Source organism: Rhizobium gallicum bv. gallicum R602sp, assembly GCF_000816845.1.
GTDB lineage: Bacteria > Pseudomonadota > Alphaproteobacteria > Rhizobiales > Rhizobiaceae > Rhizobium > Rhizobium gallicum.
This window is the reverse complement of sequence record NZ_CP006880.1, coordinates 1,135,421-1,156,005: the sequence shown is the minus strand read 5'-3', so window position 1 is coordinate 1,156,005 and position 20,585 is coordinate 1,135,421. Positions and strand designations below refer to the sequence as shown.

Here is a 20,585-nt window from a genome sequence, read left to right as displayed (position 1 = left end):
GATGTGGTGGACGCGTCTGAAAGCGCTTATTGTCAAAGAACTGCTGGCCGTACTGCGCGATCCGAGGGGCCGTACCATCCTGATCGGTCCGCCGATCGTGCAGCTCCTGGTCTTTTCCTATGCAGCGACGCTCGAGGTTCGAAATGTCGATGTGATGCTACTCAGCCGCGACAGCGGCTATTGGGGGCAAGAACTCGTGCGGCGCATCGAGGGTTCGCCGACATTCCGCAAGGTGATCATCGCCGGCACGCCAGCCAGCGTGCGGGATGCTATCGATCGCCAGACGGTAACCGCCGCAATCGAAATTGGTGCCGATTTCTCACGCAGGATCGAGGCGGGAGAACCGGCCGATCTGCAGGTCATCCTTGACGGCCGGCGCTCCAATGCATCGCAGATCGTTTCGGGATACCTTATGCAGATTGTCGCGACATTATCTGCTGAGACGCCTGCAGGTGTCCGAGGAGCTGTCCGTTCCGTCACGACAGTGCCGCGCAACTGGTTCAATCCCAACCTGATCTTCCAATGGTTCATGGTGCCGAACCTGATCGCCAGCATCGCGCTGCTCATCGGGCTTATCGTCACCGCCCTTTCGATCGCTCGCGAACGCGAGCTCGGTACCTTCGACCAGTTGATGGTCTCGCCGCTGCGCACCCATGAGATCCTGATCGGCAAGCTTGTCCCGCCGATGATAATCGGGCTCTTTCACATGACGGTCTATATCCTAGCGGCGATCTTCATCTTCGGCGTGCCGCTGCGCGGTTCGCTGCTGCTTCTTTACGGCAGTTCGCTCTTCTATCTCGCATCGGTCGCCGGTCTGGGGCTTTTCATCTCCGCCTTGTCTATGACGCAGCAGCAGGCAATTCTCGGCGCCTTCCTGTTCATGGTGCCGGCTATGCTTCTTTCCGGCTTCGCAACGCCGATCGAGAACATGCCCGATTGGCTGCAGCCGGTCACACTGATCAACCCGCTGCGCTACTTCCTGGTGATTGTAAAAGGCATCTTCCTCAAAGACATTCCCGTCATGGAGGTGTGGCACCAGACATGGCCGCTTTGCGTGATTGCTGCCGGAACCTTAAGCGCAGCCTCGTGGCTATTTCGCAGAAGGCTCGAATGATCATTTCGAGCTGTCTCCCAAAACCCCTGACACTGTCCCTGCGGCACTTGCTTTATCGCGGCTACCACCTTCTGCCGGCGCAGCGCCAAGGCATGTGCAGTGCCGCGATTTTGTCGCTTGCATTGTTTATTAAAATGGATTTTACTAAACACATTGCTAAACATGAATATTGAGGAGTTCATGTGAGCATTCCTTAGAAGTGGGTGAAGTTGCGACGCCGGTGGGAGCCGGCCTTTGGTTCTGGGAGGAACTTATGCAAAAGAAATCGAAAGCCCTTCTCGGGTTGGCCTCGGCGCTCATGCTCTCGTCGGCACTGCCCAATCTTGCAAAAGCCGATGAACTGACACTCTGCTGGGCCGCCTGGGACCCAGCCAACGCGCTCGTGGAACTGTCAAAGGACTTCTCGGCCAAGACCGGCACGACGATGAAGTTCGAGTTTGTCCCATGGACGAGCTATGCCGACCGCTTTCTCAATGAACTCAACTCTCACGGCAAGCTCTGCGACCTGATTATCGGCGACAGCCAATGGATCGGCGGATCAGCGGAGAATGGACACTACGTCAAGCTCAACGACTTTTTCGACAAGGAAGGCATCAAGATGGATGACTTCGTGCCGGCAACAGTTGTCGGTTACTCCGAGTGGCCGAAGAATACCCCGAACTACTGGGCGCTTCCGGCCATGGGCGACGTCGTCGGCTGGACCTACCGCAAAGACTGGTTCGAGCGTCCGGAACTCAAAAAGGAATTCAAAGAGAAATATGGCTGGGATCTCGCTGCGCCGAAGACCTATGATCAACTGAAGCAGATTGCCGAATTCTTCCAGAAGCGCGAGATCGACGGAAAGACCGTTTACGGCGCTTCGATCTATACCGAGCGCGGCTCGGAGGGCATCACCATGGGCGCGACCAATGTCCTCTATGATTGGGGCTTCCAATATGACAACCCCAAGAAGCCCTACGAGATGGAAGGCTTCGTCAATTCGCCCGACGCGGTAAAGGGCCTTGAATTCTACAAGTCCCTGTATGATTGCTGCACGCCGCCGGGCAGTTCAAACGTCTACATGGTCGAATCCGCGGATGCCTTCAAATCCGGCCAGGTCGCCATGCAGATGAATTTCGCCTTTACCTGGCCCGGCCTTTACAAAGACGAGAAAGTCGGCGGCGATCGCATCGGCTTCTTCCCGAATCCTGCCGAGAAGGCGCACTTTGCCCAACTCGGCGGACAAGGTATCTCGGTTGTCTCCTATTCCGACAAGAAGGACGGCGCGCTGCAGTACATCAAGTGGTTCGCACAACCTGATGTGCAGGCCAAGTGGTGGGAGCTCGGCGGCTTCTCCTGCTTGAATTCCGTCGTCAACGCGCCCGGCTTCGCCGGCAGCCAGCCTTACGCTCAGGCGTTTCTGGACTCCATGGCGATCGTCAAGGATTTCTGGGCCGAACCGAGCTACGCGTCCCTTCTCCAAGCCATGCAGAAGCGGGTTCATAATTATGTGGTCGCCGGCAATGGGACCGCTCAGGAAGCTCTCGACGGCTTGGTGAAGGATTGGACCCAAGTGTTCGAGGACGACGGCAAGATCTAGTGTCTGGCTGGACACGCGGAATTCTTGTCTGGAGGGCCCGGATCGGCAAAGGAGCCGGGCCGCATGATGTCTCACATACGCAGAGACCAGGTGACATCTTGAACATTTCCAATTCCATCGTCGAGAAGGCAGCCGATGCGACTGCAAAGATGACGCCGAATTCCGTGGTCCGGCGGGTGCGCGGCCTGTCCGATCGAGCGATAGCATGGCTGTTCATCGCTCCCGCCATCGTCCTGTTGCTCGCGATCAACATTTTTCCGCTCATCTGGGCAATCTATCTTTCCTTCACGAACTATCGTGCCAACCGGCCGAATGCCGCTGTCGAAGGGGTGGGTTTGAGAAATTACGAGCGCGTCTTAACCGATCCGGACGTCTGGCAGGCGATGCAGACGACAGCGCATTTCGTCTTCTGGACGATCGTCCTGCAAACCGTTATCGGCTTCACACTCGCCTACCTGATCGATCGCAAATTTCGCGGCCATGCCTTCTGGACGACGATCATACTGATTCCGATGATGCTGTCTCCGGCTGTTGTCGGCAATTTCTGGCGTTTTCTCTACGAACCGCAGATCGGCCTTTTCGCCTATGCGGTCTCCTGGCTCAGTGGCATTCCGACGTCGGATATCCGGATGCTCGGCGACGTTTCGCTTGCGCCTTGGGCGATCATCATCGTCGATACCTGGATGTGGACGCCCTATGTGATGCTGATCTGCCTCGCCGGCCTGCGCTCGATCCCGGACTACATCTACGAGGCCGCGGAGGTCGACCGTGCCTCGGCATGGCGCCAATTCTGGTCGATCACGGTGCCGATGGCGCTGCCTTTCATCATGCTCGCCATCCTCTTTCGCGGGATCGAGAACTTCAAGATGTTCGACATGGTAACGCTTTTGACCGGCGGCGGGCCTGGCTCGGTTACAGAGGTCGCCTCGATCACGCTGAAGCGCGCGGCCTTCGAGAGCTGGGCTACCGGCCGCGCCTCCGCCTTTGCTATCGTTCTCTTTGTCGCGGTGTTCGGTCTCGCCAACATCTACGTCAAGGCTCTTAACAAGGTAAAACAACGATGAGCTCTGCGAACTCCGCCCATTCGGTCGTTGAGCCGAGCTTCACCAGCAAACGGATCGCCGGCGCGATCGTGATCCTCTACGCGCTGATCACTCTAGTACCGCTGGTCTGGATTTTCCTGACCAGCATCAAGTCGCCGCCTGATTCCATCAGCTATCCGCCGAAGATCGTCTTCACACCGTCGCTTGAAGGCTATTGCAATCTTCTGACCACGAGAACGCGGCAGACGCCTGAATACATTGCTTCCTTGCCAGAGCCGACAGGCACCTGCGATGAGGTAACCCGCAAGCGCAACATGGTGATCGCCGGCCCCTCGAATTTCTTGCCGCGCTTCATCAATTCCCTGGTGATCGCGTTCGGATCTACTTTTCTCGCCGTCTTGCTCGGTACGATGGCCGCCTACGGCTTCTCGCGCTTCCGGGTGCCGCTCGCCGACGATCTTTTGTTCTTCATCCTGTCGACGCGCATGATGCCGCCGATCGCCGTCGCGATCCCGATCTACCTGATGTACCGGGAACTTGGGCTGTCCGACACGGCATTGGGGATGATCCTGCTTTACACGGCGGTCAATGTGTCGCTCGCTGTCTGGCTGCTCAAAGGCTTCATCGACGAGATCCCGCGTGAATACGAGGAGGCCGCGATGATCGACGGCTACACCCGGCTGCAGGCCTTCCGGAAGGTCGTGCTGCCGCAGGCAACGACCGGCATCGCCGCCACCGCCATCTTCTGCCTGATCTTCGCCTGGAACGAATATGCCTTCGCCGCACTTCTGACATCGGGCAGCGCGCAGACCGCACCGCCATTCATCCCGACAATCATCGGCGAAGGAGGGCAGGACTGGCCGGCTGTTGCAGCGGGTACCACCATCTTCCTGATTCCGATCCTGGTCTTCACCATTCTCCTGCGCAAGCAGCTGCTGCGCGGCATCACCTTCGGAGCGGTCCGCAAATGACGCACATGATAGAAACGCCCCGCCCTGACCGTCCGAAGCGGTCTTTTTTCCTGCGACGCGGTCCGATGGAGAACATTGCAACGGTGGTAATTGCAGCAGGTTTCCTGATGCTGTTCCAACCCTTCCTGCTGGTGCTCTACACCTACTCGCTGGTCACACTGCTTACCGGAACAGCGATGTTCATCATCGTCTCGAAATTTGCGGAGTGAACCATGGCGGAGATCAAGATAGAAAATGTCCGCAAACAGTTCGGCAGCTTCGCTGCCGTCGAAGGCTCGAGCTTCGTCGTCGATGACGGCGAGTTTCTCGCCCTGCTCGGGCCATCCGGCTGCGGCAAGACGACCACCCTTCGCATGATCGCCGGCCTCGAACTGCCGACCAGCGGCAAGATCTACCTCGACGGCGAGGACGTCACCTTCAATCGCGCCAGCGCCCGCGACATTGCCTTTGTCTTCCAGCTCTTTGCGCTCTATCCGCACATGAATGTGCGCAAGAATATCGGCTTTCCGTTGCTGTCTCAAGGGATGCCGAAGGCGAGAATACGTGAACGCGTCCAGGAGACCGCCCGCCTCCTACAGATCGACCATATTCTCGAGAGGTCCGTCTCCGGGCTTGCCGGTGGCGACCGGCAGCGCGTGGCGCTCGGCCGCGCCATCGTGCGGCGCCCGAAATGCTTCCTGATGGATGAACCGCTCGGTACGCTCGATGCGGAGTTCCGCGAGGTCATGGTTCATGAGCTGCGCGAATTGCACAACCGCATCCATGCGACGACGGTCTACGTCACGCACGATCAGCATGAGGCGATGGCGATGGCCGACAAGATCGCCGTCATGAACCATGGCGTCATAGAGCAGTTCGGAACGCCGCAGGAAATCTACAGCAAGCCTGCGACCATGTATGTCGCGGACTTCATCGGCTCACCGCCGATGAATTTCATGCGCTTCACCTCCGGCCTTCAGAAGGGAGACCGATCCATCTCTCTTGATGGCGTCGATGTCGCCGTTCCCGAGATTCACCAGGACTTGAGGGTAGGCGAGCTGGCGCTTGGCGTGCGGCCGGAGCACATCCGCGTCAGCGATGCCTCCGCCCTGCGCGGCGCCGTCTATGGCAGCGAGTATCTTGGAACAAATCAGATCGTGGCGATCGAAACCCGCAGCGGATTGATCAAAGCCCGGGTTCCGGCAAACCGTAACTTCCGCACCGGCGAAACGGTCGGTCTCGAATTCAACCCTGCCGAACTTGCGCTCTTCGACTGCCAGTCGGGCCGTGCGGTCGCTTCATCGCTCTATTCGGAGGTCCGGCATGGCTGATGTCGTTCTCAAAGACCTCAACATGCGTTTCGGCGACACGCAGGCGCTCAGCAACCTCGATCTTGCGATCCGCGATGGCGAATTCGTCGTGCTGCTGGGGCCGACTGGGGCCGGCAAGACGACGACGCTTCGCCTGATCGCCGGCCTAGAACGGCCCGACGGCGGCCGTATCGAGATCGGCGGGCGCAACGTCGCTGGCCAATCCCCGGCCGAGCGCGACGTGGCTTTCGTGTTCCAGCAATATTCGCTTTATCCGCACATGACGGTTTACGAAAACCTTGCATTTCCTCTTAGGGCGCCGGTTCGAATGTTGAGCAACGACGAGATCGATCGGCGCGTCCGCGAGATTGCGCAGATGGTGAGGATCGATCATAAGTTGGATAACCGCTCGACCCGTCTCTCCGGCGGAGAGATGCAGCGCGTCGCAATCGGCCGAGCGCTGGTGCGCGAACCCGCGATCTACCTCATGGACGAACCGCTTTCGTCTCTCGACGCCAAGCTTCGGGCGGAACTTCGGCTGGAACTCAAGCGCATCCAGAAGGAACTGGGCTCGACCCTGCTCTATGTGACCCACGATCAGGTGGAGGCCATGACGATGGCGGATCGCATCGGCATTGTCGCGGAAGGCAGGCTACTGCAGGTGGGCACGCCTCGGGAAATCTACGGCAATCCCGCCAACCTTCATGTCGCTGCCCGTCTCGGACAACCGCATATCAACCTGCTGCCCGCCGATCTACTTCCTGGCGGAAGTCCTCCCAAGGGTACGAAAACAATCGGCGCACGCACTGAGCATCTCGACATCGTCGTCGGCAAGGATGCAAATGCGGAGGTCGACTGGATCGAGCACCTGGGCGACCAGAACCACCTGCATATCCGTGTTCGTGATCACAAGCTCGTCACGCTTGCGGATCCATATCTCTCAATCAAACCGGGCGACAGGATCAATCTTACGCTCCGCGACCCGCTCTATTTCGACGCAAGCGGACAGCGGCTCGCTTGAACCGAAGAAACTGAACCAAAACAGGCATGCAAAAAACAGACGGGTCTCAATCAATGAAACATTTCTTCAATCGCCGGAAAGACATCGTCACAGAAGCTCTGGACGGCCTACTGCTCACAAGCGGCCCGGGCCGCCTTGCCCGTCTGGACACATTCCCCGAAATCAAGGTGATATTGCGCGCGGACTGGGACCATTCAAAAGTGGCAATCATTTCAGGCGGCGGTGCGGGACATGAGCCTTCGCACGCCGGGTTCGTCGGCAAGGGCATGCTGACGGCAGCGGTATCCGGCGAGATCTTTGCTTCGCCAAGCGTCGACGCGGTTCTGACGGCGATCCGCGCCGTTACCGGACCCAAGGGAGCCCTGTTGATCGTCAAGAATTACACCGGCGACCGCTTGAATTTCGGCCTCGCGGCCGAGAAGGCCCGCGCCGAAGGTTTCGACGTCGAGATGGTCATTGTTGCGGACGACATCGCGATCCCGCATATCAACCAACCGCGCGGCGTCGCCGGCACCCTGTTCGTTCACAAGATTGCCGGATATTATGCCGAGATCGGAACGGATCTGAAGACGGTCGCCGCACACGCTACATCCACAGCAACCGATATCGTTTCGCTCGGGATGTCGCTATCGACCTGCAGCGTACCCGGCCAGTCGCACGAAGATCGCCTTGGCGCGAACGAAGGCGAACTTGGCCTTGGTATCCATGGGGAACCAGGCGCCGAACGTATCGCGCTCCAATCGGTCGCCGATATCGTTGCCACTATGACTGAGCGGCTTGCCGCAAAGGTGGACGACTCGCGAAGCCATGCCCTGCTCATCAACAATCTTGGCGCCGTTCCGCCCCTCGAAATGGGCGTGATCGCCAATACCGTCCTGTCTTGCTCCCTTGGGCGCCGCATCAAATTGATTATCGGGCCGGCGCCAATGATGACGGCGCTCAACATGAACGGTTTCTCGCTTTCCCTGATCCGGTTGGATGGCGCCCGCGAGGCGGCTTTGATGGCGCCGGTCGAACCCCATGCCTGGGTACCTGCAGTCGAACATCATGGGATCAAGGCCATTGCGGCTCCCCAAACAGGCGCCAATCCGAGTGGAACAGCCGCGGCCAGCGACCACGGCCAGAGCCGTCGCCTGATAACAGCACTCTGCGAGCACCTGGTCTCGCTCGAAAGCGAGCTCAACCGTTTGGACGGCCGCGTCGGCGACGGAGACACTGGCTCCACGGTGGCAACCGGCGCTCGCAGCGTGCTTGCCCGCATCGACACTTTGCCGCTCAAGGAGCCCGCCGCCACCCTGGCTTCGGTCGGCGACATTCTGAGTATCAGCATGGGGGGCTCGAGCGGCGTTCTGCTGTCGATCTTCTTTACCGCCGCAGCCAAGGCCATGGCGGAAAAATCCGATATCGCCGCGGCTCTTCTTGCCGGGCTCGATCGGATGACGTTTTATGGTGGAGCCGGGATCGGTGACCGCACGATGGTCGATGCGCTGGCCCCGGCGCTCGCAGCCCTCACCTCCGGCAGCGTCGCGGCGGCGGCGAAGGCGGCTGTGGCAGGTGCAGAGTCGACGAAGGCAATGAAGAAGGCAAAGGCCGGACGTGCCTCGTATGTCGGAGAGAAGGATCTGGAAGGAGTGCCCGATCCTGGTGCGGTGGCGGTCGCGGGCGCATTCGAGGTCGCGGCAGCCATTGCAGCGACAAGCATGGCGTAAAAACGCGCCGCCGTTGGGAGGATATGAGGTGCAGGCAGAACCAGTGCTTGTTTTGGGACTGATCGAAGCTTGCCGGGCGGTCATCACGGCGAACACAGATCATCTTTGCGCGCTTGATTGCGCGATCGGCGATGGAGACCACGGCAGCAACATGCGGCGCGGATGCGAGGCGGTGAGCGCGCAAGGGGCTGCCCTTTCCAACCTCCCCTTGCCGGATGCCGTGGAGAAGATAGGAATGACTTTGGTGATGAATGTCGGCGGCGCTGCGGGTCCTCTTTACGGGACACTGCTGATGGAAATCGGCCGGGAGCTGCGCGCACGGGACGGGACTGAAGAGTTTCCGATCGTGCTGAAAAAGGCGATCGATGCGGTTGCAAGGCGCGGACGTTCGCATGCAGGCGACAAGACGCTGCTCGACGTGCTCTATCCGGTACAGGATGCGCTTGCCCAATCTTCGACGCTGATCGATGTCGCGCGGCGCGCCGAGCTCTCCGCCAATCTGACCGCCGCCATGAAGGCCATGCGCGGCCGCGCGTCTTATCTCGGCGATCGTTCGATCGGTCATGTCGACCCGGGTGCGTCAAGCTGCGCGCTTTTGACCACGGCCATCTGCCATTATTTCGGGGAGAACCATCGGGGATGACGACTGGAAATGCCGCAAACGTCGGAATCGTAATCGTCTCCCACTCGCCGCTGGTCGCGCGAGGTATTGCCGACATGGTGCGGCAGATGGTGGGTGATTGCGTGCCGCTCGCCTGGTCCGGAGGCAATGTTCGCGGCGAGCTCGGCACCGATGCTGGCGGCATCCTGCGGGCAATCGAGGCGGCCTGGTCGGATGCAGGCGTCGCCGTCTTCGTCGATCTCGGCGGGGCGGAAACGAACAGCGAGATGGCGATCGAAATGCTCGGCGCGCCGCGGTCGGCGCTCGTTGCGATCTGCAACGCCCCTTTGGTAGAAGGCGCCGTCATCGCGGCGGCAGAGGCCTCCGGCGGTGCGTCGCTTGCAAAAGTCGTCGCCACGGCCGAGGAGCTCTCACCCTGATGAGCAGTGAATTGCGAATAGAGACCACGGAGGCCACGCGATTGCATGTCAGCTGCCAGACGGAGGTGGAGGTCAAGCATGTCGTTGGACTGCACGCGCGCCCGGCCGTGACATTCACCCGGCTAGCAAAGTCGTTCCCATGTTCGATCGAAGTCGCCGTGAACGGCAGCGATGTCTGGCTGAACGGCAAGAGCATTATCAAGATCATGAGTGCCAGAATCCGCAAGGGATCGGTTCTACGCATAAGAGCTGACGGCATTCTGGCGGAAGAGGCAATCAAGGCATTGAAGGAACTCGTCGAACGCAATTTCGACGAGGACAAGAACCATGGCCGAACGGGATAGCCTGAAAGCAACGAGCGCTTCTTCCGGCGTCGCCTACGGACCGGTGCACCTTGGGGAACTGCCTGATGCCGCCCTCTCGTCTCGACCGCAGTCCGCTTCAGGATATCAGGCGCTCATGGACGCCATCGAAACATCGGTCGACGAACTTGAAGCCCTTGCCGGGAGGTCGGACGCCGAAAGCCGGGACATCATCGATTTCCAGATCGAGGTTCTTCGCGACCCGACGATAGCGGAGACGGCTGAAGCGCGTATGAATGCCGGAGAAAATATCGTCTTCGCATGGGCAGGTACGCTTGACGACTACATCGGCGAATTGGAAACGGCAGACGAAGAGCAGGTACGGGCGCGCGCCGTCGATATCCTGGACATCAAGAACCGTGTGCTATGCGCATTGACCGGAACGCCCATCGCGGACTTTCCGGCCGGCTCGATCTTCGTTGGCAGGGATATGGAGCCGAGCCGCTTCCTGGCACATGATTGGTCGGGGGGCGGAGGCATCGCGCTCTTCAATGGCAGTGCCATCGGCCACGTCGCGCTGCTCGCACGGGCGAAATCGATCCCTATGGTCGTCAACGCTGGGCGTTTCGCCGTTTCGGAAGGCGATTATATTCGGGTCGATGCGGACAGCGGTGCAGTCGCCGTCCATGCCGACGGTGCACGCGTTGAATCGGCTTCCCCGCAATCGATTTCCACGTTCACGCATGCCAGTCCTTGTGACAACGGTGAGGTACGCACGGCCGATGGAACGCGAATCCTGCTGTCGATCAATGTTAACGACCCGGCCGAACTGGACTCAGTTGAGCCGGTGACGACGGCAGGCATTGGATTGATGCGATCGGAATTTGCAGTCTCGTCGGTCGCGGATGCGGCGAGCGAAGAGAAGCAGATTGTCATCTATCGTCGCCTCCTGAAATGGGCGGCTGGCAAGCCGGTGATTGTCCGCATGCTGGATATCGGCGGCGACAAGCCGCTTGCCGGGCTCGGTGTACCGCCTGCCGGACCGACAACGGATCTTCGGGGCATCAGGCTCCTGCTCGCACACCCAGAAATTGCTCGCGTGCAGGCACGCGCCCTGCTGCGTGCCGCAGTCCACGGCGATCTTCGCGTGATGCTGCCAATGGTGACCTTTCCGTCAGAGATCAACGAGATGCGGAGCATATTTCATGAGGAAGCCGTGCGGCTCGCCACACGCGGCATACCTCACCCCATCCCTGCGATCGGCATGATGGTGGAAGTGCCGGCCGCTGCAGTGATGCTGGACACCTTTGAAACCGCAGATTTCTTTTCGTTCGGAACCAATGACCTCACACAGCATCTCGCTGCTTCGTCTCGCGACGGCGCCAACTCGACGGTCGTTCATCGCGCGACCATACCCGCGCTGTTTCGTTTCCTTGAAGGAGCGATGCGCCTTGCGGCAAAGGGCGGCAAACCTGTTAGCATCTGCGGAGACATCGCGGGCGATCCGCAATGGCTTGCGGGATTGCTTGCGATCGGCCTGCGGCACTTTTCCGTGGCGCCCGTACAGCTTCCCGCGATAAGATCCGCGATCGTCGGATTGAGAGCCGATGGAACAAAGGCAGCCGGAGAGTAAAATGGCGCGCGACGACACCGAAGACGCCATTATCGCCTACAAGTCCATCCTGGCGCAGATCATCGACAATCGCCCCTCCGGCACCCGCCAGCGACTTGCCACGGAGCTCGGAAAACACCGAAGCTTCGTTACGCAGGTCACGAGCCCGACCTATGCAACACCTCTGCCGGCCCGGCATTTGGCGACGATTTTTCGGGTTTGCCACTTCAGTGCCGCCGAGCAGGAGCGTTTCCTGAACGCCTATCAAACAGCGCATCCGGGGAAACTTCCGGAGCTTGGCAATGCTGAAAAGTTGCGGCAACTTTCCATCATGGTTCCGGATTTCGGCGACGACAGGAAGAACCGTCTGCTGGAGGAGGCGATCTCCGACTTGGTGCAGAAGATCGCCGCGCTTTCCGCAGGTACGGATTGATCAGCATTTCGCGGAACGGCTGAGGACCTCAAACATAGCGCCGCCTTGGGGAGGGCTCGATGAAGAAGTTCATGAACACTGCGGCAACCATGGTCGCCGAAAGCCTGGAAGGCTTCGTGCGCGCCCATGGGGAGATCGTCGTGTTCGGCGCAGGGCGAAAATGCGTCCGCCGTCGACACTTCACACCAGGTAAGGTCGCACTCATCTCGGGTGGCGGCGCCGGTCACGAGCCTATGCATATCGGATTTGTCGGCAAGGGAATGCTGGATGCGGCCTGCGTCGGGCATATTTTTACCTCGCCGACGCCCGACCAGATCGTGAGCGCCATAGAGGAGGCGGACACAGGTGCCGGATGCCTGCTCATCATCAAGAATTATGACGGCGACATCATGAACTTCGAGATGGCGATAGAAATGGCCGCCCACCGGCACAGGATCGAAACTGTCATCGTCAGCGACGATATCGAGACGGGCAGAACCGGCGAAGGCCGAGGACGCCGCGCCGTTGCAGGCACACTGGTCGTCGAGAAAATCATCGGTGCGGCTGCGGAACGGGGCCTGCCGCTTGAGGAATTGAAGCGGATCGGCGACCGCCTGAACGGACGTATCCGGACAATGGGGGTGGCGCTTAGCGGAGTCACGATACCACAGATCCAGCGCACGACATTTTCATTGAACACGGACGAAATGGAAATGGGCGTCGGCATCCATGGGGAGCCGGGCCATTCGAGACAACGCCTCCTGGCCGCCGACGCCATCATCCGTCATCTTTGCGAAACAATCTCGGCAGACATCTCCATCCAGCCGGATACGAAAGCCTTGCTCTTCGTCAACGGCCTTGGCGGCACGCCGCCGGCCGAACTCTACCTTGCCTACAACGCCGCTCACCGTTTCATGGAAGAGCGGTTGATTCACATCGAACGCGCGCTGGTTGGCACCTATGTCACCTCGCTCGATATGCAGGGCTTGTCGGTCACACTGGCTTTGCTGACCGACGACGAGATCGCTTTATGGGACTCGCCGGTGGCAACGGCAGCGCTGCATTTGTCGCCGTGACGGGGCATGCCGTCGTCTCACGCCCCCGCCGAGCGATCCTCGACGCATTGTTCAAGGGAAGGCATCCATCGCGAACCTGCGGGTGCCGTTCCAAATACCTCCGCACGAGCTTTAAACACGTCGCGATCCTTAGAGTCGCTAGTCTGGTCGTGCGGCGAAAGCGCGCGCAACGCCCGCCTAATAGGGCCGCCGTTACTTGCCGAATTTCATAATTGCACCCTCACGCCCCACAGAGTGTGCGCGCGTTCAAAAGCCCCCACCCGAAGATCGGATCCTTGCCGGGTTCGCCGAGATCTTCCGCGCTTCGCGTCAGCGCATCGCGAATGCGCTCGGGGGCAAGACCAGGACTTGCGCCTTTCATCCGCGCGGCTGCCGCGGTGACAAAGGGCGCCGCGAAAGAGGTACCGGTTTTCGCTCGCCCACCGCTGACGGATGCAGCAGTCCAGACCGCGACACCGGGGGCTGCCAAGTCGATGTGCTGACCACGCCCCGCGCGTCTGTAAGGGTTCTTGTTCCGGTCGATTGCCGTAACAGCAACGACCTCCTCATAGGCCGCAGGATAGGATGGGTCGGACCTAGGGCCGGCATTGCCGACGGCGGCAACGATGATGATGCCGCGTTCGCTGACCCTCCGCACAGCCTCTTCGAGCAGCAAATTGGCGGGGCCGGCAAGACTGAGATTGATGACCTCGACCTCACGCTCAGCCAGCAAGTCCAACGCCCGTACGAGATTATAGGCCTCCGAGCGATCGTCCTGACGTCGCGCCCGATAAAATGGGTCGACAGCGATCAACGTCGCGCCTGGTACCAACCCCGGCGTCCGGCTCGTCGTCGCCCCGACCAGAAGGGCCGCAACAGCCGTTCCATGCTGCTGCCCCGAATCCGGCAGCGTATCGTCGGCGAGCCGGATGGTTTCGATGCTGCTGCCGGCGAAAACGCCGTGATCGGCATTGACAGCTGTATCGACCAGTCCGATGCCAACTTCGCTTGCGCAAGTTCCCTCTCCTTCCTGCTCCGCCGGCCAGCCTATAACGGTCCGCGCAAGGCAATCGGCCGTGCCGCAGCGCAGGTCGGGGCTCTGCTCCGGCCGATAGTAGTGATTGAAGTCGATCCTGGCTTGCGGCGCCAAGGTGGCCGCCAACTCTCGCGCAGCATTGAGTGCAAGACTGGACGGAATGCGCAGCTTTACCACTTCTGTGTTGACAGCGGAGAGCGCTTGCCGCTCGATGATTTCGAAACCGGCTGCCGATAGCTGGTCGAGCTGTAGCGCAGTAAAACCCGAACCCACGATCTCGTCGGGGTCCTGGATCGGCAAATCGGCAACCGATGAACGCGCGCGCCGCGGCGCGCGCGGCGCATTGCCGAACATCCTAAAAAGGCTCCTGCCGCCTGAATCGGAGGCATCAGACCTCCCGCCGCCATGATCATCGCCATCGTCATCACCATCATCACCACCATCATCGTCATCGGCAAGAGCGGATCCTATGCCCACCAGTTCGGCCGCGGGCCAGCCGTCAGCAAGCGTGAGGCCGCTGGAAAGCAAAAGAGCCACAAGAAAGCGTCCCTTGGTCCTTGGTCCAAACAGCGATAACCATTCTCGCATTTTATGCCTCCTCAATGGCTGCGGGTTGTCTATCGGGCAGAACCAATCACTTGGAGTAACTGGGCAATAACGATAGATTGCCAGAAAACGCGCTTAACCGCGCGTTATTCCGATCAAGGGAAGAACCAATCGACCATGACCATGCGGAAGGAGAGCGTTGAAGACCAACTGATCGCCTTTCTGCCGAACATGCGGCGATTTGCAATATCGCTCTGTGGAACGCGCGACATCGCCGACGACCTCGTGCAAATGGCTTGTGAGCGCGCGCTTGCCAATACAGAACGATTCGAACCCGGTACACGCTTCGACGCCTGGATGTTCCGCATTCTCCGCAATCTCTGGATCGACCAGGTCCGCCGGCAGAAGACGGCAGGCATTCAGGAGGATATTTCAGAGCGTCACGACATCGCAGGCTCTTCCGGCGAGCGCATTGTCGAAGCGTCACTGACGCTCAAGAGCGTCGCTGAGGCAATTACCGATCTTCCAGACGAACAACGCGAGGTACTTATCCTCGTCTGCGTCGAAGAGCTCTCCTACCGCGAGACAGCCGATATACTCACCATTCCAATCGGAACGGTCATGAGCCGCCTGGCCCGAGCACGAAAAAATCTCGCAGACGCCGCTGGAATAACGGCGGAGACAACCCGTTCTGAGGAGACGAAAGAGGCCAAGGCATGACCAAGACGGATTTTTCAGATGAGACACTGATGCGCTTTGCCGATGGCGAGCTTGATCCTAAAACGGCGGCCGAGATTGAACGTGCCATGGAGACGGACGATGAGCTCGTCCCCCGCGTGGCATTTTTCCTGGAGACACGAGCAGCGGCACAGACGGCGCTGGAACCGCTTTTGGACGAACCGGTTCCGGCCGAGCTGACCCAGGCAATCGAAGCCATGATCGCAAAAAAGAAGGCCGCCGATCAGGGTGCTGCATCCGTGTTGCCATTCCGGCGACGTACAGCCAACGATCAGGTCGTCGCCCGCCGCTGGTTCACCCCGATCGCCGCGTCGCTTACCGCCATTCTCGGTGGATTGGGCGGGTATTGGCTGGCGCAGTCCGAAGAGCCTGCCTCGGCCGGCCTTCAGGTTGCCGGGGTCAGCGCCTCCGCGCTCAACGAGGCCCTGGCAACGGTTGTTTCCGGCCAGGAGCGGCAGTTGGCCGGTTCCAACCAGCGGTTCCGGGCAATCGCAACCTTCCGTGACAATGCGCAGGCGCTTTGCCGCGAGTTCGAAGTCGATTCGCCCGACCGCTCGACCGTGGTTTCGGTCGCCTGCCGGTCCGGTGAGCAATGGCGCGTGGCGTTCGCAGTGGCTGCTGCTGGCGGCAGCGGCGGCTATGCGCCGGCTTCATCCACGGATGCGCTCGACGCCTACCTTTCAGCCATTGATGCCAAGCCGCCGATCGAGGCGTCCGAAGAGGCGAAGGCGCTCGCCGAAATCCGTGACGGGGCGTAAAATTAAAAGCGTTCGGAAGTCGGGAATAGAACCTTGTGCCGCCCGTTACTCTGCCGGACCGGAGCAGCCGGTCCTGTTTTCAAAAGGAGTAACTGGCATGAAAAAATCCTGGAAACTGAGCACGGCCCTTATCGCCGGCGTCGCGGCGCTGGCAGGTTCTGCCGTACAGGCCAAGGAATACACGACGATACAACCTGACGGCGGGAAACAGTCGAGCAGCCAGAGCGACGGTGCAATCGTCGTTGCCGGCAATAGCTCGTCAAATTCGAGTTCGAATTCATCAAGCAATTCGAACTCCAATTCGTCTTCGAACAGTTCATCGAATTCTAACTCGAACTCATCGTCGAACCGTTCTTCGAATTCCTCTTCGAACAGTTCTTCCAATTCGAGCTCGAGCGGTTCTGATGGCTCGTATCATTCGCGTCACCATTGGCGCTCCTGGCGTTAATGACAGCGCAGGATAAGGAACGGGGGCCGGACTATCCGGCCCCCGTCTCGTTGCTCGCTCGCTGAAATTTCAGCGGGCAGCGCGTGCGCCCTTGCGGTACCACCCGTGGCCGGCAATGGTGTTGCGGTAGATTGTCTGGCGGTTCATTGCCTCTTCCCGGGTTTCGCGGCGAATTTCCGCATTGATTGCCGCGCGATTGCGGTGAATCGGGATCACCTGCACAAGCGGCGTTCCCTTCTCGATGACATAGAGTCCGTCGGGCGCCGTCGCAAAAAACGGAAAGTGGATATGAGCCGTGTAAGTGTCGGTGTCGACGATACCCGCCACGCATTCGAACGGCTGCGCTGGCCGGTTGAGCGGCGGCACGAAGAGGCAACTCCATCCAGGTGGCGTGCGGATCGACCAGTAATTATGAAACTTGCAGGGCGGGCCGGGCTCTTTCGGATTGCCCGCGACCTGATGGACGCCGTGATTACTGACCATGACCCGGTCGAACTCCCAGCCCGCCTCGACGCTCCTGCCGTCCTCCTTGATCTCAAGCCGTACCGTCGCTGCCAGCGGCAAGATCCAGCCGGTCATCATAGCGTCGAGAAACGGCATGCAGCGTTTAATGGTCAGACCGCTATCTGTGGTCGACTGATGCTTTGCATCGACCACCGGCAGCTTGCGATACCACTCCGGCAGAACCGACTTGGCAGGCACTGGTGGCGCGATGACCTCAAGATCTTCCGGCTGGCAAAGGAAATGAATCTTGTCTGGGTCTTTCTGTCGAAAATGAAACATGCTCGTTCTCCGGTCCAATGATCGGGTAGAACGTGAAGAGACCGACTTTATTCCCGCGAAATCGCGACAGACTACCGGATTCCATCTAGGCCGGTTGAAGCCGTGCGCGCGGCAGCGCCGGGAAGGCAAGCGCGACCGCGACTGCGCCGAGCCCGACCATGGCCGAACCGATGAAGAGCCAGGAGTAGTTGGCGAAGGTATCGAAGACCCAACCACCGGCCAAAGGGCCGACGGCCATGCCGATGCTCGAGAGCATGGTCACCGCCCCGAACACCGTGCCGATGATGCGCGGTCCGAAATATTCGCGGGCAAGCACTGCATAGAGCGGCATCACACCACCATAGGCTCCGCCGAAAACAACGGCGAGGGTGTAGAATTCGCTAAGCCGGCTGACGAGAAGATAGGCAGCGATCGCAACTGCCTGGACCATCAACCCCGCGACCAGCACCGGTTTTACGCCGAGCCTGTCTGCAAGCAGGCCGAACACAATCCGGCCACCGAGCCCCGCCAGGCCCTCGATGCTGTAGATGCTGACTGCGGCCATTGGCGCCACGCCGCATACCATTGCATAGCTCACCATATGAAAGATCGGGCCCGAATGCGCCGCGCAGCAGGCAAAGAATGTCAGGGCGAGGACGAGGAGCTGCGGCGAGCGGAACGCTTGCTTGAGCGACGTTCCATTGCTCTGCGCAGGAAGGTCCTGGTCTATATCGCCGGAACCAGCGGCAGCCGGCGGACGGCGCACCAGCAGAGCCGCCGGCACCAGAAGCGTCCAGGCCACGATGCCGATCGTGAGCATCGCTGTGCGCCAGTCATGGGCCGAGATCAGCCAGCGCGCGAAGGGTGAGATCGTCATCGGCGCCACCCCCATGCCCGCTGAGACCAGGGAAACGGCAAGGCTGCGGTTCTTTTCGAACCATGCGGTGGTGATTGCGATCATCGGCGCGAAGAAAGCGCTGGCAGCAAGGCCAACGAGAACGCCGTAGTTCAATTGAAACACGAGCAGCGACTCCGCCCGGCTGGCAAGGACAAGTGCAAGCCCCAAAAGCCCTGCACCAGTCAGCACGACGATACGGGGACCGAAGCGGTCGGTTGCCGCGCCCCATGCGAAACCTCCGACGCCCATGACGAGAAAATTGAGCGTCATGGCGCCTGAAATGCCGGCACGCGACCAATGGGTGGTCGTGGCCATCGGCTCGAGAAAGATCGCCAGCGAAAACATGGCGCCAAGAGCGACACAGGTCATCAATGCGCCAATCCCGACAATGATCCAACGATACGAAACGCCCATCTCCATCATCTCCTTGCTCTTGCGAGATCGCAAAACCGCTTTCGGCGCCGTGGCGCCACTACCGACCTTAGGACGTTCAGACAGGCAAAAGATCGACACGAGGAGCACAAATTTTTGGCAGATGCGGACATTTTCATTCTGGCGGAAAATGGAAAAAACGATTCTGCCGGCACATCCCAAACGCGATCCGGGGGCGTGGGACGTGGCCCATTTAAATTCGGATGGGTCTGCGTTAAATGCAGCATATGAGCGGATTTGGGCCTGTTCAGCCGGAACCGGCTGATGGCGGTCAGTCGTCATATGGCTTCTGAGGCGGCGAAAGACAACCTAGACGGACGATGGATCATTTCAACCAGGGCGCAGCATTGAACGAATTGCGCTGCGCATATGGCCGCTGAATTCAGCACCCTCTTTGCCAATTAGTTTAATCGGCATGCGATATGCGAAGCAAATCGAAAAGATGCCCAGAAACAAGGTTTCGGAAAGTAGTACGATGCTCGCATGCGTATTTTCGAGCCGCAGAACGTAAGCGATGACAAAGCAAGGAATGCCAACCATGGCCGATACACGCATACCGTATCGATGCTCCATGATTAACTCCATGAGGGAGACGCGGGCTACTTGGCAGGCAAACGCGGTGATTACGCAAAAGTATACAAAAATGGCAAGTCCCACTGCTGTCGCCACTGCTGATAGTCCATACTCGACAACTAGCAAAGTGCCGCATACTGACAGGCACGCATAAACAGCTTGCGATAGTATAAGCGCGCGTATGGACGCCGTTGCGCGCAGCAGAGACCCACTCACGCGTGAAGCCAACCTAAAGTACATTCCGATAGCAAGATAGGAAAACACGGGGATAACCTTCTCCCATTGCTTGCCGAGGAGGGACAAAACAATTTCCGGAGCAAGAATATAGATCACTGCGCTCATTGGCATTCCAAAAAGAGCGGTTAGACCAACGCCTCGCAGATACGCTTTCTTGAGCCGCTCTGGGTTAGACTGCACTTGCGCCATCGCCGGAAAAACGACCCGATCCGCTATTCGAGCGTAAACGTCCGTCGGAAGACTCATGAGACGATATGCTCGTGAGTAGAGGCCAAGGTGAATTGCATCCAAGGATCGGCCGACAATGGTGATGTCTGCGCGAAGCGCGATAAAGTTGATTACCCGTGATGCAGTAAAGCCAGATCCCTTTCCCATAAGGCGACGGCTGGATTGGCTATCAAATAACGGTCGAAGGTTCGGTTTAGCAGCATAAACCAGGACGAAGGACAGGAAACTGGCCTCACATATCGATGCCGCCGCAAGGGCCCAGTATCCGAAGCCCGCAAATGCCAAACCGATGCCGGTCGTGCCGTATGCGAGCGTTTTGGCCGCAATCTCGCTCATTCGGATGCGGCGCATTTCCAGTCGCCGTAAGAGCAGGCCCTCTGATATCGAGGTAAATGCTTGAACGATGATGATGAACGACAATACTCTAACAACATCTTCCGACGCGGGCATGTTCATGAAGCGCGCAAATGGCGCAGCACAAGCCTGTGCCAAAAAGAAGAGAATGGCAGACGAGATCAGCACTAACGTGAGTGCCGTCCGCTGCTCAACTTCTGTGAGGCTTGGCAATTGAACGATCGTCGCGCCAATTCCGATTTCACGCAAAAGATTGCAAAATGAGAGGAACAAGATCGCCGTTGCCATGACGCCAAAATCCGCTGGCGACAGGAGGCGTGATAGGATGGCCATGTAAGCCAAATCGATGGCTATGCCTGCGCCTTGGAATATCGAGGTCATCGCGACCTCGGATCGGACTTTGTGACTGAGACCTTTGTTCCCGGGC

21 protein-coding genes are annotated in these 20,585 nt (G+C 59.3%); 16 read left to right on the top strand and 5 right to left on the bottom strand.

Features of this window, described 5'->3' with window-relative positions:
- Position 1 precedes the first annotated feature (1 nt).
- From RGR602_RS28635 to RGR602_RS28570, 14 genes are all read left to right on the top strand, one after another.
- A complete protein-coding gene (locus RGR602_RS28635; RefSeq protein WP_040115412.1) occupies positions 2-1,114 on the top strand; it encodes an ABC transporter permease in 1,113 nt (370 codons plus the stop codon).
- A 253-nt stretch (positions 1,115-1,367) separates the two neighbouring features.
- On the top strand, positions 1,368-2,693 hold the full coding sequence (locus tag RGR602_RS28630) for an ABC transporter substrate-binding protein (protein ID WP_040115411.1): 1,326 nt from the start codon (positions 1,368-1,370) through the stop codon (positions 2,691-2,693).
- 98 nt (positions 2,694-2,791) lie between these two features.
- Positions 2,792-3,757 carry a carbohydrate ABC transporter permease gene (locus RGR602_RS28625; RefSeq protein WP_170250546.1) on the top strand — a complete coding sequence of 322 codons (966 nt, stop codon included), beginning with the start codon at positions 2,792-2,794 and terminating at the stop codon, positions 3,755-3,757.
- Positions 3,754-4,707 (top strand): carbohydrate ABC transporter permease, encoded by a 954-nt coding sequence (locus RGR602_RS28620; protein ID WP_040115409.1) that lies wholly within the window; start codon positions 3,754-3,756, stop codon positions 4,705-4,707. Before RGR602_RS28625 ends, RGR602_RS28620 begins: the two co-directional genes overlap by 4 nt.
- Positions 4,704-4,916 (top strand): hypothetical protein, encoded by a 213-nt coding sequence (locus tag RGR602_RS28615; RefSeq protein ID WP_040115408.1) that lies wholly within the window; start codon positions 4,704-4,706, stop codon positions 4,914-4,916. Before RGR602_RS28620 ends, RGR602_RS28615 begins: the two co-directional genes overlap by 4 nt.
- A 3-nt stretch (positions 4,917-4,919) precedes the next feature.
- The gene (locus tag RGR602_RS28610) at positions 4,920-6,017 is read left to right on the top strand and encodes an ABC transporter ATP-binding protein (protein ID WP_040115407.1); all 1,098 of its coding nucleotides are present in this window, start codon (positions 4,920-4,922) and stop codon (positions 6,015-6,017) included.
- Positions 6,010-7,017 carry an ABC transporter ATP-binding protein gene (locus tag RGR602_RS28605; RefSeq protein ID WP_040115406.1) on the top strand — a complete coding sequence of 336 codons (1,008 nt, stop codon included), beginning with the start codon at positions 6,010-6,012 and terminating at the stop codon, positions 7,015-7,017. The genes RGR602_RS28610 and RGR602_RS28605 overlap by 8 nt, the downstream gene beginning before the upstream one ends.
- A 53-nt stretch (positions 7,018-7,070) precedes the next feature.
- On the top strand, positions 7,071-8,726 hold the full coding sequence (locus RGR602_RS28600) for a dihydroxyacetone kinase subunit DhaK (protein ID WP_040115405.1): 1,656 nt from the start codon (positions 7,071-7,073) through the stop codon (positions 8,724-8,726).
- A gap of 28 nt (positions 8,727-8,754) precedes the next feature.
- Positions 8,755-9,369, top strand: a complete 615-nt coding sequence (gene dhaL, locus RGR602_RS28595; protein ID WP_040115404.1) for a dihydroxyacetone kinase subunit DhaL — start codon at positions 8,755-8,757, stop codon at positions 9,367-9,369.
- Positions 9,366-9,767 (top strand): dihydroxyacetone kinase phosphoryl donor subunit DhaM, encoded by a 402-nt coding sequence (gene dhaM / locus RGR602_RS28590; protein WP_040115403.1) that lies wholly within the window; start codon positions 9,366-9,368, stop codon positions 9,765-9,767. The genes dhaL and dhaM overlap by 4 nt, the downstream gene beginning before the upstream one ends.
- The gene (locus RGR602_RS28585) at positions 9,767-10,111 is read left to right on the top strand and encodes an HPr family phosphocarrier protein (protein ID WP_040115402.1); all 345 of its coding nucleotides are present in this window, start codon (positions 9,767-9,769) and stop codon (positions 10,109-10,111) included. Before dhaM ends, RGR602_RS28585 begins: the two co-directional genes overlap by 1 nt.
- Entirely contained in the window at positions 10,095-11,702 is a 1,608-nt protein-coding gene (locus RGR602_RS28580; protein WP_040115401.1) for a putative PEP-binding protein, read from the top strand. Before RGR602_RS28585 ends, RGR602_RS28580 begins: the two co-directional genes overlap by 17 nt.
- Before the next feature lies 1 nt (position 11,703).
- Positions 11,704-12,114, top strand: coding sequence for a hypothetical protein (locus RGR602_RS28575; protein ID WP_040115400.1), 411 nt, complete (start codon positions 11,704-11,706; stop codon positions 12,112-12,114).
- 59 nt (positions 12,115-12,173) lie between these two features.
- Positions 12,174-13,169: a dihydroxyacetone kinase subunit DhaK gene (locus RGR602_RS28570; protein ID WP_040115399.1), complete on the top strand. Its 996-nt coding sequence runs from the start codon at positions 12,174-12,176 to the stop codon at positions 13,167-13,169.
- A 220-nt stretch (positions 13,170-13,389) separates the two neighbouring features.
- Here RGR602_RS28570 and RGR602_RS28565 read toward each other — a convergent pair whose 3' ends face one another.
- The gene (locus RGR602_RS28565) at positions 13,390-14,772 is read right to left on the bottom strand and encodes a S8 family serine peptidase (protein ID WP_040115398.1); all 1,383 of its coding nucleotides are present in this window, start codon (positions 14,770-14,772) and stop codon (positions 13,390-13,392) included.
- Positions 14,773-14,907: 135 nt separating this feature from the next.
- Here RGR602_RS28565 and RGR602_RS28560 point away from each other — a divergent pair, with 135 nt between their 5' ends.
- Complete coding sequence (locus tag RGR602_RS28560) at positions 14,908-15,450, top strand: RNA polymerase sigma factor (RefSeq protein WP_040115397.1); 543 nt, start codon at positions 14,908-14,910, stop codon at positions 15,448-15,450.
- Entirely contained in the window at positions 15,447-16,226 is a 780-nt protein-coding gene (locus RGR602_RS28555; RefSeq protein WP_040115396.1) for an anti-sigma factor, read from the top strand. The genes RGR602_RS28560 and RGR602_RS28555 overlap by 4 nt, the downstream gene beginning before the upstream one ends.
- 45 nt (positions 16,227-16,271) lie before the next feature.
- On the opposite strand, the gene RGR602_RS37740 is transcribed toward RGR602_RS28555, so the two are convergent.
- The 4 genes from RGR602_RS37740 to RGR602_RS28535 all read right to left on the bottom strand — a co-directional run bounded on the left by RGR602_RS37740 (position 16,272) and on the right by RGR602_RS28535 (position 20,539).
- Positions 16,272-16,610 carry a hypothetical protein gene (locus tag RGR602_RS37740; RefSeq protein ID WP_170250529.1) on the bottom strand — a complete coding sequence of 113 codons (339 nt, stop codon included), beginning with the start codon at positions 16,608-16,610 and terminating at the stop codon, positions 16,272-16,274.
- Between the two features lie 133 nt (positions 16,611-16,743).
- Entirely contained in the window at positions 16,744-17,457 is a 714-nt protein-coding gene (locus tag RGR602_RS28545) for a DUF6065 family protein (RefSeq protein ID WP_040115395.1), read from the bottom strand.
- An 85-nt stretch (positions 17,458-17,542) separates the two neighbouring features.
- A complete protein-coding gene (locus RGR602_RS28540) occupies positions 17,543-18,748 on the bottom strand; it encodes an MFS transporter (RefSeq protein ID WP_040116557.1) in 1,206 nt (401 codons plus the stop codon).
- A gap of 348 nt (positions 18,749-19,096) precedes the next feature.
- Positions 19,097-20,539: a lipopolysaccharide biosynthesis protein gene (locus tag RGR602_RS28535; protein WP_040115394.1), complete on the bottom strand. Its 1,443-nt coding sequence runs from the start codon at positions 20,537-20,539 to the stop codon at positions 19,097-19,099.
- Between the last annotated feature and the right edge of the window lie 46 nt (positions 20,540-20,585).